The following is a 14,410-nucleotide window of genomic DNA, read 5'->3' as shown; positions in this document are numbered from 1 at the left end:
CACGAAAACTATCCTGGACAAGTCGAATCTGGTCGGGTGTCATCGGCGCGCTCCTCTGGTTCTGGTCTGGGTGAGCCTCGACCATGCGCCCGGGGTGTTTCGCATGCATGTCGCCTGTCGCGCCTATGTGTTTCAGTTATGTCTCAATTTGGCTTCAGGTTGCGTTCGATTGTTTTCAAACTCCTTCCCGGCACCGCAATGTTCGGCAGCCCCTCCCCTCAATGCCACTTGAAATACTGCACCTCGCGCTCGTGCTCCTCGGCCGCTTCGCGAAGGTGGCGCCCTACGGCGCCCCCCTCTGCCCTGCCGGGCGTTCGTCGTTCGGAAAGCCAAGCAATTGGCTTTCCGTCCGCTTCGCGGACCACTTCTCAACCCCCGCAAGAAGGGAGATTGGCCGGTACTTCCGCTTTCGCTAAACGCCGGCGCCGAAGCTGCCAATCTCCCCACAAGTGGGGGAGATGGCCGGCAGGCCAGAGGGGGGCGCCGTGGAGCTCGACGGCGGAGGCTTCACCCTCCCCCAAGGACCAACAAGGGAGAGCAGCGCAACAAATCCAAGCGGGTTCCTTCGGGCGCCGGCGCATTGGTTGACGAAGCATCAAACGCAAAAACCCGCCTGTGCGGCGGGTCATTGGCGCAAATCAGCACCATGGACGAATGCATAGCATAGCTGCCCTCACCATGTCAAGAATAAATTCCTATCGAAAGCCCCCGGCGCAAAAGCCGCCGACACCGCCGGACTGGCCGTCGTCAGGCCTTTGTTGACCTGAGTTCGGAGCCCTGAGGCGGAGGGCAAGAAGAGCGCCCAGACACAATCCAGAAACAATATTCAACAGTTCGGAAAAACTGGCGAAAAGATCGGATGGCATAACCATCCCGCGGCGGCCGGAAATTGGCCGCGCTGGGCGTTGCCCGGCCAAGACGGGAAAGTATGCAAATGGACCAAGGTTTCGATATCGCCGAACTGGACGCGGCAAGACCGGACAGCCAGCCGGAAACTGGCCTGGCAATCGTCGATGCGCTCGTGGAGGCCACTCACGGCTCCGGAAGGCGCGCACGCGGCCAGATCCTGACGGGCGCCGACTTTGCCCGGCAGGGGCAACCCGGTGAGCGGCTCGATACCGTCTTCGAAGAGCTCGCCGAGACATTTGCCGCGTTGCCGGCGGTGATCTCCGACGGGCGGGTCTGGACGTATCAGGAGCTGGACAACCGTGCCAACCAGTTCGCCCGCCTGCTGGTCAAGCGAGGCGTGCGAAGGGGTGACCGGGTTGGRCTCATTCTCGACCGGTCGGCGGAGACCTATGTTGCCGTGCTGGCGGTTATGAAGGCAGGCGCGGCCTTCGTGCCGCTGGCCACCGCGTTTCCTCAGGAGCGGATGACGCTCATCATCGAAGACGCCAGCGTCAGCCTGATCGTCACCATCGCCGCCTACGCGTCGCGAGCCGATCAACTGCCCGTTCCCCACCTGCTGATCGACAGCGCCGCCACCGAGATCTCCAAACAGTCGAGCGCGCCGCTGAAGCCGGATGCGAGGACCGCTGTATCGGACGACACCTGCTACATCCTCTACACCTCTGGCACCACCGGCAAGCCCAAGGGCGTGGTCATCAAGCACCAGAGCTTCGTCAACTTCATCCGCGTCGCCGCCGCATCCTACGGATACCGGCCGGGCGATCGTGTCTACCAGGGCATGACCATCGCCTTCGACTTTTCCTCCGAAGAGATCTGGGTGCCGTTTGTCGCCGGCGCGACGGTCGTGCCGGCGCCAGGCCAGATGCCTCTCGTCGGCGAGGAACTGGCGGATTTCCTGCGGCTCCATGACATCACCTGCATGGCCTGCAGCCCGACCCTGTTGTCGTCGATGGCGAGCGACGTGCCCAGCCTGCGCACACTGCTGGTGGGCGGCGAGGCCTGCCCGCACAATCTGGTGGTGCGCTGGTCGAAGCCGGGGCGGCAGATTCTCAACACCTATGGCCCGACCGAAGCCACCGTCACCGCAACCATGGGCGCGCTGACGCCCGACAGTCCGGTGACGATCGGCGCGCCGTTGCCGACCTACTCGATCGTCATTCTCGACGCTTCGCTGCCGCAGCTTGCGGAGCCTGGTGAACTGGGTGAGATCGGCATCGCCGGCATCGGGCTTGCGGTCGGCTATCTCAACCGGCCGGATCTGACGCACCAGAAATTCATCGCCGATTTCCTCGGCCTGCCCAACAACCCGTCGCAGCGCATCTACCGGACGGGCGACCTTGGCCGCATCAACGACAAGGGCGAGATCGAGTATAACGGGCGCATCGACACCCAGGTGAAGATCCGCGGCTATCGCATCGAACTCGGCGAGATCGAGGCGGTGCTGCTGGACCAGCCGGAGATCGCGCAGGCTGCCGTCACCACCTGGGAGATCGAGCCCGGTCGCGTCGAACTCGTTGCCTACTACGCGCCAAAACCAGGCCTGCCGGCGATTTCCCGCGCCGATCTCGCCCAGGTGATGAAGCGACGCCTGCCGGACTACATGGTGCCCTCCTACCTGGAGGAACTGCCGGCGATCCCGATGACGGTCTCCAACAAGGTCGACCTTCGCCAGCTGCCGAAACCGACAAGCCTTCGGCTTTCGGCCGATCGCGCGATGGTGCCGCCCGGCAATGACGACGAGCGTTTCCTGGCCGACGCACTGGCTGCGGTGCTGAAATTCGACGAGGTGTCCGTCGAGGACAATTTCTTCGACGATCTCGGCGCCAATTCGCTGCTCATGGCCCATTTCTGCGCGCGCGTGCGCACCAGGAAGGAATGGGCGACGACGTCGATGCGCGACATCTATCTCTATCCGACCGTGGCGCGCCTCGCCAAACACCTAAGCGTGGCGGAAGGGATGACGACGGCCACCAATGAGCGCGTTCTCACCCGCAAGGCGTCGAATTTTGCCTACTGGACCTGCGGCGCGGCGCAGCTCCTGTTCTACGGACTCTACAGCTATGTGGCGCTGTGGGCGTTCAATGACGGCCTCAACTGGATGTATGACGCGCTCGACAATCCGCTGCAGCTCTATTTGCGCTGCGTGGCGCTTTCGGCCGCCGTGTTCTTCGGCATGTCGGGCTTCGCCGTCATCGCCAAATGGGTCCTCATCGGCCGCTGGAAGGCCGAGGCGTTTCCGATCTGGGGCCTGCGCTACTACCGCTTCTGGGTCGTCAAGACATTGATCCGAACCGCACCCGTCGTGCTGTTCCGGGGCAGCCCGCTCTACAGTTTCTATCTACAGCTTCTCGGCACCAAACTTGGCAAGAACGCCGTCATCGAATCGAAATCGGTGCCCGTCTGCACCGACCTCATTTCGATCGGCGCCAACACCATCCTGCGCAAGGAATCGATGATCCTCGGCTTCAGGGCCCAGTCCGGCTACATCCACACCGGCCCGTTGACCATCGGCCGCGATGCCTTCGTCGGGGTGGGCTCGACGCTCGACATCGACACCAGCATCGGCGACGGCGCCCAGCTCGGCCATTCGTCCTCGCTGCACCGCGGGCAAAGCATCCCCGACGGCGAACGCTGGCATGGATCGCCGGCCGTGCCGACCACTGCGGACTATTGCAAGGTGCGCAACGTCGATCCTTCCAACATCCGGCGCTTCCTCTTCGAAGCGGTCCAGCTGATTGGCCTGTTTGCCATCGTCACCCCGCTGCCGCTATTGTTCCACAGCTATTGGGAGAACGTCGGCGACGACTATCAGGAGACCATCGGCATTGTCGCGATCGGCACCACGGTCACGCTTTTTGGCTACATCGCCGTGGCCTTTCTCGCGGCAACGCTGGTGCCGCGCCTGTTCAGCCTGATCCTGAAGCCCGGCCGCACCTATACGCTTTACGGCTTCCGTTACTGGCTGCAGACGGTCGCCGAATTCTCGAGCAATTCCCGCGTCCTCGGCCTCCTGTTCGGCGACAGTTCGGCAATCGTGCACTACATGCGCGCCATCGGCTGGAACCTCAACAAGGTGGTGCAGACCGGTTCCAACTTCGGCAGCAACCAGCAGCACGAAAACCCGCTCCTGTGCGAGATCGGCACCGAGACCATGGTGTCGGACGGACTTTTCATGATCAACATGCACAAATCCGCCTCCGCATTCCGGCTCGAGCAGACGCGGATAGGCGAGCGCAACTATCTCGGCAACAACATCTATTACCCGCCGGATGGACGCACGGGCGACAACGTGCTGCTCGGCACCAAGGTGATGATCCCCATCGATGGGCCGCTGCGCGAGAATGTCGGCCTTCTCGGTTCGCCGTCCTTTGAAATCCCGCGCATGGTGAACCGCGACAAGGAACTCATCGCGGGTGTCGACGAGGACGACCGCCGCCGGCGCATCCCACTGAAGAACCGCCACAATATGGTGACGATCCTGCTGTTCGTGGCAACGCAATGGGTCATGCTGTTCGCCACACTGGCGATCTGGGACCGCGCGCTGAACTACTATACCGAATGGGCGGAGGTCGCCCTCTTCGTCGCCGTGCTTTTGACGTCCGCGATCACCATTCCGTTCTACATCCTTGTCGAGCGGGCAAGCCTTGGTTTTCGCAGGCTGAAGCCGCAGATGACGACGATCTACGACGTCGCCTTCTGGCGCCACGAACGCCACTGGAAGCTTGCGGATTCGCCGATCGTGCGCCTGTTTGCCGGCACGCCGTTCCGGCCGATGATCCTGCGCATGCTGGGCGTCAAGGTCGGCAAGCGGGTCTATGACGGCGGCAGCAACCTGACCGAGCGTTCGCTGGTCGAGATCGGCGATGACGTCACGCTCAATGAAGGCTGCGTCATCCAGGCCCATTCGCTGGAAGAAGGCGCGTTCAAGTCCGACTACATCCGCATCGGCAAGGGCTGCACGCTTGGACCTTCCGCATTCGTCCATTACGGCGTCGTGATGGGCGAGGGATCGATGGTCGACGTCGACTCCTTCGTGATGAAGGGCGAAGAGCTGGAGCCCAACTCCATCTGGCGGGGCAATCCGGCCAAGCTGCATCGGTTCGTGGAGCCGGTCACGGACGATGGCTCCAGGGCATCGGCTTGAAGGCCGCAGAAATTCTTCTCGCCACCCTGACCAAGGCCAACCAGGCCTTGGTCATGTCCCTGCAACTGGCCCCCGACCAGATGGATCTCGTCGCCAGCAATGCGGAGTCCCTGGACGAAGCCAGGTCTGACAGGGACGCGCAGCCCCGCGTCGTGATGGCTGGGGATCGTGTCGTCGGCTTCCTGATGTACGAGGCGCCGCAGGATGACGACGAAGCGCGGATCTACCGCTTCATGATCGACCGCACGTGGCAGGGCAGAGGCTACGGCAAGGCTGCGTTGCGTGAAGTGCTGGACGAAATCAGAAAGCTCGGCCACATTAGGCACGTTTCAATCTGCTACGAACCCCGCAATGAAGCAGCACGACAGCTCTACAGTGCCGCCGGTTTCGTGGAACAAAGGCTCGACGAGGATGGAGAAATGATCGCCGACCTCGCCTTCGCGGCGGATGATCGTTGACGCGGCCGCCCTCCCCTGAAAGTGCGCTTGCGCAAACATCCCTGCTGCAGGCGATGGTCGCCATCGCGCCCAAAAGTGTCCGGATCGGATGCCGGGTCATACAAGACGGAGACGAGGCCCACCTACTGCCCGAGGAGGCACGCTCCATCCTCGCGCGCCAGCCGGCCATGCGGCGCGCAAGCGGAGCGGCCCGCTGGATCGCACACGGACTGCTGGCGGATGTTGGTGTCAACGACTTCGCCATCCTGCGCGCGCCATCCGGCACGCCGGTCTGGCCCGGCGGGATAACCGGTTCGCTCGCCCATGACGACGAAATGGCCGTAGCGGCGGTTGCGCCTGTTGCCGACATCGGCTCCCTTGGCATCGACGTCGAGCCCGCCCAACCCTTGCCCGATGACATCTTCGCGCTGGTCGCAACCCGTGCGGACCGGACAGACGCCGCGGACCCGCATCTTGCCGGTCGCGTGCTGTTTTGCGCCAAGGAAGCGGTCTACAAGGCGGTCTATCCGCTCGATCGCGAGGTCCTTGGCTATGAGGATATAGAAGTGGACCTCTACACGGGCCGAGCGACGACCAAGGGGGGCCGCAAGGTCAGCCTCGCTTACTGCGTTGCTCCGCGCGTGGTCGTCTTGGCGTTTGTTGACCAAGAGGCGGTTTAAGTCTCGTGCGGATGGTGGAAATGGGTCACGGCGTGACCCACCACCCCTCAGTGCCGCTTGAAATACTGCACCCCGCGTTCATGCTTCTCCGCCGCCTCACGCGTGTCAAACGTGCCGAGGTTGCGGCGCTTGCCGGTCTTTTCGTCCTTCTTGCGTGAATAGAGGCGGTATTTTCCGTCCTTGAGTTTCCTTATCATCCGTCTCTCCCTAGGACCGCCGCTTGCCCCCGAGGTTGCGCGCGGCTTGCTCGACCGCCGCTCGGTCGTGGCCCAGCCTGTCGATCAGCTCCTGCGCCTCGTCGCCCGATATGCCGGTGCGCATCGCCAGCGCCTCCACCGCCAGGACGTCGGAGCTGGCGATCTCGCCTGTTTCCGGCAGCGCATCGCCTGCCGTCAGCGGCAGCGCCGCCTCCCTATCGATCTCGGCCGCGGCCTGATGCCAGTGCCGCTCGGGATCCCCGCCCCCTTCGCGTTCCCAGATCTGGTATGCGCGCTGCTGGATCTTCTCATGCCGTTCGTCGCCCATGATCATTCCTCCGTTGCGTCAGGGAAGAACGCCGCGCCGACCCGAACGATCCAAAGAATCTGCGTGATCGTGGGTCATTTTGCTGGGATGGCGCTGGGCAGCGCTGGCCAGACCACGAGGTCATTCAAGGCCGCGGGCGAGCCCACCGCCTGGATGTCGGCCGTTCCCGGCCGGCCTTGTTGTCAGTGCCCCCAGATTCCCTGGCCATAGCCGGCTGACATGTCGGAGTTCGCACTTCCTCCCGGGGCCGGCGCGCTGTTGGCGGTGCCGATGCTCTTCGTGCCGCCGAGGTCGAGCGCATTGGCGCCATCGGACCCCATCGAATGGTAGACGCTGCTGCTCGGATAGGCGTCGGGGCCAGGGATGTAGTCCGTGCCATAGTTGTCGCTGCCGGCAAAAGCCGTGCCGGAGGCAAGCAAAACCGTGGCAATGGCCAAAACGATCTTTTTCATTTCAAGCTCCATCTTTGAAAGTTGACATTTGGCCCCAACGCGCCGCCCGCACCGCGTTCATGAGGCCTTCCCTTGATTGCTCTCGGGCGAAACCAGCCAACCGCGATGCCTACGGATTTGCGGCGGCAGCTTCAGCGTACGGTCGTGTTGGTCCTTCGTACGCTGTTGGCCAATTCATAGGGCCGTGGTGTTTGCACCGGCGTGGGACGGCGCGTGGTACCAACCACCGCAAACGTGGAATTCTGCGTTGAATGCGGCCGGGAAGCGCGTAGAACGCTGCCCGGGAGCGCAATGTGATGGCAATTTCAGATCGGCAGGCTGGTCTCGCCGTGCTGGGGATAGGCCGCCATGAGCGCGTCTACGGTGTCTTTGTCGCCACGCCGGGGCTTCACGAAACCAGTGAGCACCCTGTCCAGCGAAATCCTGCCGGCGCCTGATATGGCCAGCACGAACATGCCACCGGCAATGGCGAGATCCTTTTCGAAATGCAGCAATTCGTTCTGGTTGGCGAAGTTGGTGTGGAAGAGTGTCGCCGTTGCCAGGCAGAACAGGCCGAGACCGATGGCGCCCAGGCGCGTCAAAAGGCCCAGCCCGACCGAGAGCCCTGCCCCCAATTGCAGCGCAACCGTGGCAACAAACAGCGGCAGGCTGACGCCCAGCGCGGCTATCGCCTTGGCGGCGCCGTCGAAATGGGTGGCCAGTGTCAGGCCTTCATGCAGGAAGAGCAGGGAAAGCAGCAGGCGGCCGGCAAGGAGGGTCACATCCCCAGCGTATAGCTTCGTGGCGAGGAGGTGCAGCTTCGCGGCAAGTTCAGTCGGTGTCATGGTCGGGCTCCAATTTTTCTAACAGGCAGGCGCCGCGTCCGGTCGGACAGGCGCAATGGCGCTGCCAAGCGTCTGATTGAAAAAGGCCGGAGCCAGCGCAAGGGAGGGGATGCCGGCTCCGGCAATGGGCGCCAGCCACGAGCGCCCAAACTATGGTGCTTAAGAGGGATGGCGCGGCGCCAAGCCCCCTCTCCGTCTCGGCTTCGCCGAGCCACCTCTCCCCACATTCGTGGGAGCGAGGAACAGCCCTCTGGGCCCTACTTCGTCACCTTGGTGTCGATGGCCTTCTGCAGGTCCGACAGTTCCTCGCAGCCGGCCGGACAGAGTTTTTCCAGCGACGCCAGCTGTTCGTTGGCCTTGGCCATGTCGCCGGTCTCGACATAGAGCTCGCCCAGATATTCGCGGGCGGCCTTGTGGTCGGGCTTCAGCTCCAGCGCCTTGGTGTAGTAGGTCAAAGCGGTCTTGTAGTCGCCGGTCTTGCGCAGCGTGAAGCCGAGCAGATTGTAGACGTCGGGCTGCTGTGTGTCCTGCGCCAGGTCGCGCAGCTGGGCCAGCGCGCCAGTATAGTCCTTGGCCTCGATCTTGGCCTTGACGGCGGTGAGGTCAGGCGCGTTAGCGCCCTCGATGTCGTCGACGGCATAGGCGGGCATGATGGTCGCGACCGGAACCACGGTCAGCACCGCAACGGCGCCGAGCAGGCCGAACAGGGCATGTTTGCCAAAAACAGAATGTTTCATTGTCTTTCTCGCTTGGGTTGAGTGCTAGCGTTGAGAAGACGTTCGAAATTCGCTCTGGCGAGTCAGCTGATGGTGGTTTCGAGAACCGCAGCGCAGCAGAACGTCCGGTCCGTGAGCAACGGAAGCGCAGAAAACGCCTTCAGATGGCCGCCAGAGTGGAGTTTCCAAACGGCCTCAGATCTGGACCGGAGTGAAGCCGTAGGCGTTGCCGTCCTTGACGAAGACGCCGGTGCCAGGGAATGGAAAGTGCGAGCCCGAGATGCGGATGTTGTCGGCAATCACGCGGTCGATGATCTTGTGGCGCGTAGTGATCGCCGTTGGCCCGTCCTGGTCGTAGCTGCCCTGCCATTCTGGATGCGGCGCCAGAAGGGCGGGCACATACATGGTGTCGGCCGAGGTCATGATCTGCTCGTTGCCGGAGTTGGCCAGGTAGACCGAGTGGCCGGGCGTATGCCCGGGCGCGGCGATGATATGGATGCCGGGCGCCACCTCGGCGCCGTCCTCGACCAGCTTCCAGTTTTTCCATTTGGGGAAGTTTTCGGCGATGCGCTTGCCCGCCGGCTTGCGGCCCTCGGGCAGCTTTGCCAACCGGCCGGGATCGGTCCACCAATTGTATTCGGTGGCGTTGACGATGAGCTCGGCATTCGGGAAAACCGGCGCGTTGGTGCCCTTTTCCATCAGGCCCCAGACATGGTCGGGGTGGAAATGCGAAATCATGATGGTGTCGATCGCCTTGTAGTCGATGCCGGCTGCAGCCATGTTGGCCGGCAGGTGGGTGGCGTTGGTCTGCCACTGGCCGACACCAGACCCGGCATCCATCATGATCAGCTTGCCGTTCATCTTGAGCACGACGACGGTGAGCGGGATGGGCATGAAGTCTGTGGTCAGCCCCGCCTTGGCGAGTGCTGCCTTGGTATCGTCGACCGAAACATCCTTGATGAAGGCCGGGTCATGCGGCTTGCGCCAGATGCCATCGTAGATGGCGGTGATCTCGATGTCGCCGACCTTGTATTTGTAGAAGCCGACTGTCGGCTCCACTGGCGTTTCGGCAAAGGCCGGTCGGGTGAATTCAAGCTTGCCGGCAAGGCCGAAGGCGGCAGCGGCAGCGGCGGATCCAAGCAGTGTGCGTCGTGTCATGCTGGACATGGTGGTCTCCTCTGTTGGTGGGTGCGGAAGGGATGATGGAGGGCCAAGCCCCAGGCCATCCCGATGCGGTTGAGGTCCGAACTGTTGGGATTCGGGTCTTGACCCCCGGCGAACTCAACGACCCCAGATGCCTTGGCCTGGTTCGCTCGCATTCGATTGCGTCGTCGCGTGCCGCGGCCCGGTCGTGACCTTGGTGTCGACGCCGTCTGTAGGTGCAATGTAGGGGATCGACGCGGTGGCGTTGGTGTCGACGGAGGCGACCGGTGAATTGGCGTTGTTTGCGCCGTGGTCACTGCCGGCAAAGGCAGCGCTCGAGGCAAGCAGCATGGCAGCCACGCTGAGAGCGAGCTTGGTCATTATMGTAGGTCCTTGTTTCGTTTCTTCGGGTTGCGGGCCGGGCGAATGGCCTCGCTGAAGGGAAGACCCGGCAGGGCGGGCCTTTATTCCCGGTGCGACAAGATTTTTATGAAATAATCGAATTCAAGTGCTCAGTGGCCACAAGGCTTGGGTTCCTCGCCCCCATGTCATGGGGGAGAGGTGGCTCGGCGAAGCCGAACCGGAGGGGAATGGCGCTGACCTAAGCAAATTGCGCTCTTGAGAAGGCAGAGCTCTACGACGCCTCCTCTTCGCCCGCTTCGCGGYCGCCTTTCCCCCGCTCCGTTGGGGCGAGGAACCCAAGCTTAGGGTCCGTCGACAAGCTCCGCATAGCCCCTCACCTCGCCATCCAGCCCGCGAATGCGCCAGTCCGTGCCGTCCTGCGCCTCGACATAACACGGCCCGATCGGCACCTTGCCACCGCCTTCCGGCAGGTCGAGCACATAGACGGGGTTGCAGATGCCCGACAGGCGGGCGCGCAGCGCGGCGGCCAGCGCCTGGCCTTGCGCGATGGTGGTGCGGCGGTGGGCCATGCCGCGCGCAAGGTCGCCATGGTGCAGGTAGTAGGGTTTGACGCCGAGCCGGTACATCAGCTCGCGGCAGAGTTCCTCCAGCACCTCGACCGTGTCGTTGACGCCTTTCAAGAGTACGCTCTGGTTGAGCAGCACGAAGCCGGCTTGCCGCAAGGTGCGGCAGGCAGCTTCGGTGACCTCGGTGATCTCCCGGGGATGGTTGAAATGGGTGACGACCGTGACCATCAGCCGGCCCTGCAGGGCCGTGACCAGCCCCGACGTGATGCGCGAGGGCAGCGCCACCGGCACGCGCGTGTGGATACGTAAGAGACGCACATGCGCGATCGCCTCGATGCGGGCGCGGATTTCAGCCAGCGCCTTGTCCGGCAGCGACAGCGGATCGCCGCCGGTCAGGATCACCTCGCCGATTTCGGGGTGATCGGCGATGTAGGCCAAGGCCGGCTCCAGCGCCTCGCGCGTATAGCCGCGGCCGATCGAGGTCAGCGATTCCTTGCGAAAGCAGAACCGGCAATAGACCGCGCATTGATAGGTCGGGAACAACAGCACGCGGTCGGCATGGCGATGCGTCAGCCGCGGCACCGGGCTGAACGCGTGGTCGGCGATCGGATCGTCGAGCTCGCCCTCCTGCTCCACGAGTTCGTCCGGCGACGGGATGACCTGCGCCCGGATCGGATCGGCGGGGTCGTTCCAGTCGATCAGGTCGAGATAGGTTTTCGGGATGCGCACCTTGTGGTTCGCGGCGGCGGCTTGCGCCGCCGCGCGCTCGCCCGGCGACAGCGGCAGGGGCGCGAGATCGCGCACATGGCGCACGCCGGCGCGGACGTCGGTCTGCCAAATGGCGTCGGAGGTGTCGAAGCGCTCGATTGCATCGGAAAAGTTGGCGTCTGAAGTCATCTGATATCTCGGGGGCAATTTCTGGCGGAGCTATCGGCCGGATGGCCAGGCGGGTCAACCACCTGCATGCCGCAGGCCCGTCGACGCGAGCCCATAGGTATTTAAGCAAAATAGAACTATTCTGCGCAGTATTCTGCGCAGCCCGGGGGTTTCAGGGAAAACAGATGGACTTCAATACGGGCCATGGCTACCTGCTCATCGGCGGCCTCATCCTGGTTGGCGCCGGCCTGCTGATCCTGTCGCTGATCGTCAATCTGCGCGTCGCCCACAGCGTGCGCGACGACGTGCGCCACCGCGAAAAGCTGCTGGAATACTATCGCAACATCTTTTCGCAGCTGGGCGTGATCCTGATCGGCATCGGCGTGTCGCTGTTCATCTTCTTTTTCCAGCAGAACTACCAAGACCAGCGCAGACGCGAAGCGGAACTCCAGCAGGTTCTGGCCAAGCTGGCGGCACGCATCGCCCACGGCGCCCCCATCGTCGGATCGCTTGGCCAATTCGACGCTCTGCTGGATGAAGGCGGGGCCTACGTCAGCCCCGAACTTGGTGGAACCAACGCCGCGATCGGAGCGCAGGGGGCGCAGCTCGGCAAGCAGGTCGGCGAGATCGCGCTGGTCGAGCGCGACATCGACGTCCGGGACTTCGACGTCCTCAACCTGTCACGCGATTTCGAATCGTCGTTCGTCGTCAACGAGCTCGACCCCACGCTGTGGTTCGACATCGTGCGTGACGAGAGCGAGATCAAATATGCCACCACCCAGCTCGCCCTCGACTACAAGGACCTGCAGGATGCGATCGGCGGCCAGCCGGTCGAGCTTGCGATCGCCAATCCTGAAACGGGGCGCAAGATCAAGCACGAGGTGCTTGACGTCTTCTACGATGCCGATCTCCTGCGCCAGCGCAGCAGGAGGTTTCTCGGCCGTGCGTGCTGGCTCTTCAGCCACGGGCGCAGCTTCGTTGGCCTTGCACCGGTCGATGCGATCGAAGCCGATGCGAGGTCGCATCAGGAATGGATAGACCGGTCGAAACCGTTCCTGATGCAGGCGAAGTCGGGCAACGGCGATTGCTTCAAACTGCTCCAGTACGGCCCGTCGCCTTGAGCTGCCGCCGGCACTGTTCGATTTGACGGTCAGTCGCCCACGCGCCGCAGCGTGCCGAGATGATTGTCGTCGAGGAAGCCTATGGTCATGGCCGACGCCTTGCCGTCCGGGCCGACGACGAAGCTCACGCCGGTTGGTCTGTCCGGGGTCTCGGCATCTGGAAAGGTCAGGAAAATGTCGCCGTCGAAATGGGTCAATGAATAGGACCGGGCTGCAGCCGGGCCTACCCTCAGCACGAGGTCGTCTCCCGCTTTCGATACGATTGCGTCGCCAATGAAGTCGTTGGCGTAGCGGCCGGCATAGGCGCTGGCCGGTCCGGCCGGCCTCGCCGGGGAAGGTGGCGCTGCATAGGTGGCCTTGGCTGCCGCCACCGCCGGGCCGAACAGGCCTGCATAGATATCGTCCCACGCCTTCACCCAGTCCTTCTCGACCGTGCCGTCGAAGACGAGATCGGCGAAGCTGTCGGACAATCCCTCCGGCAGTCCTGTCGGAAAGGCGTTGGTGATGATGACGATGCCAAGCTTCTCCTTCGGGAAGACTGTCACCAGGGTGCGCGCGCCGACGCTGAAGGCGCCGGCGTGGCCCCAGCTCAGGCCGTGCCGGCCGAATTCGACATTCCAGCCGAGGCCGTAGAACGAGGCACCTCCAGAGACGGGATTGTTGCCGCGCGCCATCAGCGGAACATGCGTCTGGTCCAGCGCATCGGCGGCAATCAGTGTCTTGCCGGCGTAGACGCCGTTGCCGATGATGAGGCGCACCCATTGCGAGAGGTCACGTGCGGTGGAACTGACGCCGCCGGCGGGCGCCTGCGCATCCGGATCGCGCTCTATCTTCGCGGCCCAGGCGCCATCGACCTTGACATGAAGCGCGGCGCGGTTCGTGTGCTTGACGAAGTCCGAATGGCGCGAACTGGTCGAGGCCATGCCAAGCGGACGGTAGAGCTTCTCCTCGGCGACCTCCTCCCAGGGCTTGCCTGTCGGCGTCGCGGCCGCCACGGCACCCTCCGTCAATCCGAAATTGCTGTAGGAATACCCGGCGCGAAAGCTCGACGATGGCGGGACGAACCGCAGGCGATGCAGGATTTCGGCGCGGTCGTAGCCAATGTCCTCGAGGTCGTCTCCGGCGGTCCCGGGCAGTCCGCTGCGGTGCGAAAACAGGTCGCGGACGGTGAGTTGGCTGGTTGGATAGGGATCGGCCAGCCGGAAGGCCGGATCGAGGTCGGCGATCTTCGAATCCCAGGACACGATCCCGTCGCTGACCAGCGCCGCCACGACGGTGGCGGAGACCGGCTTGGAAAGCGATGCGATCTGGAACACGGTGTCGGCGTCGACGGCCTCGGGCTTGCCTGCCTCGCGATGGCCGAAACCCCTAAGGAAGATCACCTGGTCATCGTGCACGACGGCGATGGCGAGACCGGGTACGGCACCGTCCGCGACGGCGGCTTCGGCAAGCGCTTCAAGCTTGGGTAGGGCAGCCGTGATCCGCTCGGGCGTGATGCCGTCGGCCGGCGCCGCCTGCGGCCAAAGCACCATGGCGGCGATGAGTGCCCAAGTCCTCCAATAACGGAGATTCTGATCCAGCCGCATGAGCGAGCCTCCTCCCAGGCATTCCCGTTGCGATCATACAGGCCCGCGCGGGTGAGACCAGCCCACGC

The 14,410-nt window shown here is 63.5% G+C and carries 14 protein-coding genes; 5 read left to right on the top strand and 9 right to left on the bottom strand.

Annotation, left to right across the window (positions count from 1 at the left end; translation table 11 throughout):
- The 4 genes from ACXJ7R_RS01835 to ACXJ7R_RS01820 all read left to right on the top strand — a co-directional run.
- Window positions 1–232, top strand: a 232-nt coding sequence (locus ACXJ7R_RS01835; RefSeq protein WP_457150313.1) for a hypothetical protein, incomplete at its 5' end; no start/stop codon positions are given.
- Between the two features lie 696 nt (window positions 233–928).
- Window positions 929–5,053 (top strand): Pls/PosA family non-ribosomal peptide synthetase, encoded by a 4,125-nt coding sequence (locus tag ACXJ7R_RS01830; RefSeq protein ID WP_457150312.1) that lies wholly within the window; start codon window positions 929–931, stop codon window positions 5,051–5,053.
- Window positions 5,050–5,511, top strand: coding sequence for a GNAT family N-acetyltransferase (locus ACXJ7R_RS01825; protein WP_457150311.1), 462 nt, complete (start codon window positions 5,050–5,052; stop codon window positions 5,509–5,511). The genes ACXJ7R_RS01830 and ACXJ7R_RS01825 overlap by 4 nt, the downstream gene beginning before the upstream one ends.
- Window positions 5,508–6,170 carry a 4'-phosphopantetheinyl transferase family protein gene (locus ACXJ7R_RS01820; RefSeq protein WP_457150310.1) on the top strand — a complete coding sequence of 221 codons (663 nt, stop codon included), beginning with the start codon at window positions 5,508–5,510 and terminating at the stop codon, window positions 6,168–6,170. The genes ACXJ7R_RS01825 and ACXJ7R_RS01820 overlap by 4 nt, the downstream gene beginning before the upstream one ends.
- A gap of 47 nt (window positions 6,171–6,217) precedes the next feature.
- On the opposite strand, the gene ACXJ7R_RS01815 is transcribed toward ACXJ7R_RS01820, so the two are convergent.
- The 8 genes from ACXJ7R_RS01815 to ACXJ7R_RS01780 all read right to left on the bottom strand — a co-directional run bounded on the left by ACXJ7R_RS01815 (window position 6,218) and on the right by ACXJ7R_RS01780 (window position 11,656).
- Entirely contained in the window at window positions 6,218–6,367 is a 150-nt protein-coding gene (locus ACXJ7R_RS01815; protein ID WP_457150309.1) for a hypothetical protein, read from the bottom strand.
- 10 nt (window positions 6,368–6,377) lie between these two features.
- Window positions 6,378–6,695 carry a DUF2934 domain-containing protein gene (locus ACXJ7R_RS01810; protein WP_457150308.1) on the bottom strand — a complete coding sequence of 106 codons (318 nt, stop codon included), beginning with the start codon at window positions 6,693–6,695 and terminating at the stop codon, window positions 6,378–6,380.
- Window positions 6,696–6,877: 182 nt separating this feature from the next.
- Window positions 6,878–7,147 (bottom strand): hypothetical protein, encoded by a 270-nt coding sequence (locus ACXJ7R_RS01805; RefSeq protein WP_457150307.1) that lies wholly within the window; start codon window positions 7,145–7,147, stop codon window positions 6,878–6,880.
- 305 nt (window positions 7,148–7,452) lie between these two features.
- Window positions 7,453–7,971 carry a DoxX family protein gene (locus tag ACXJ7R_RS01800; protein WP_457150306.1) on the bottom strand — a complete coding sequence of 173 codons (519 nt, stop codon included), beginning with the start codon at window positions 7,969–7,971 and terminating at the stop codon, window positions 7,453–7,455.
- Window positions 7,972–8,228: 257 nt separating this feature from the next.
- Complete coding sequence (locus ACXJ7R_RS01795; RefSeq protein ID WP_457150305.1) at window positions 8,229–8,708, bottom strand: tetratricopeptide repeat protein; 480 nt, start codon at window positions 8,706–8,708, stop codon at window positions 8,229–8,231.
- A 174-nt stretch (window positions 8,709–8,882) separates the two neighbouring features.
- Window positions 8,883–9,854, bottom strand: coding sequence for an MBL fold metallo-hydrolase (locus tag ACXJ7R_RS01790; protein ID WP_457150304.1), 972 nt, complete (start codon window positions 9,852–9,854; stop codon window positions 8,883–8,885).
- Window positions 9,855–9,968: 114 nt separating this feature from the next.
- Window positions 9,969–10,211, bottom strand: coding sequence for a DUF680 domain-containing protein (locus ACXJ7R_RS01785; RefSeq protein WP_457150303.1), 243 nt, complete (start codon window positions 10,209–10,211; stop codon window positions 9,969–9,971).
- Window positions 10,212–10,534: 323 nt separating this feature from the next.
- The gene (locus ACXJ7R_RS01780) at window positions 10,535–11,656 is read right to left on the bottom strand and encodes a KamA family radical SAM protein (protein ID WP_457150302.1); all 1,122 of its coding nucleotides are present in this window, start codon (window positions 11,654–11,656) and stop codon (window positions 10,535–10,537) included.
- A gap of 164 nt (window positions 11,657–11,820) precedes the next feature.
- Here ACXJ7R_RS01780 and ACXJ7R_RS01775 point away from each other — a divergent pair, with 164 nt between their 5' ends.
- Window positions 11,821–12,756, top strand: coding sequence for a hypothetical protein (locus ACXJ7R_RS01775; protein ID WP_457150315.1), 936 nt, complete (start codon window positions 11,821–11,823; stop codon window positions 12,754–12,756).
- A 29-nt stretch (window positions 12,757–12,785) separates the two neighbouring features.
- Here the strand turns inward: ACXJ7R_RS01775 and ACXJ7R_RS01770 are convergent, their stop codons facing one another.
- On the bottom strand, window positions 12,786–14,342 hold the full coding sequence (locus ACXJ7R_RS01770) for a serine hydrolase (RefSeq protein ID WP_457150301.1): 1,557 nt from the start codon (window positions 14,340–14,342) through the stop codon (window positions 12,786–12,788).
- Window positions 14,343–14,410: the final 68 nt, after the last annotated feature.

This window comes from Mesorhizobium sp. P5_C1 (genome assembly GCF_054049815.1).
Note: the sequence above shows the minus strand (reverse complement) of the source record. Positions and strands in the feature narration are given on the sequence as shown.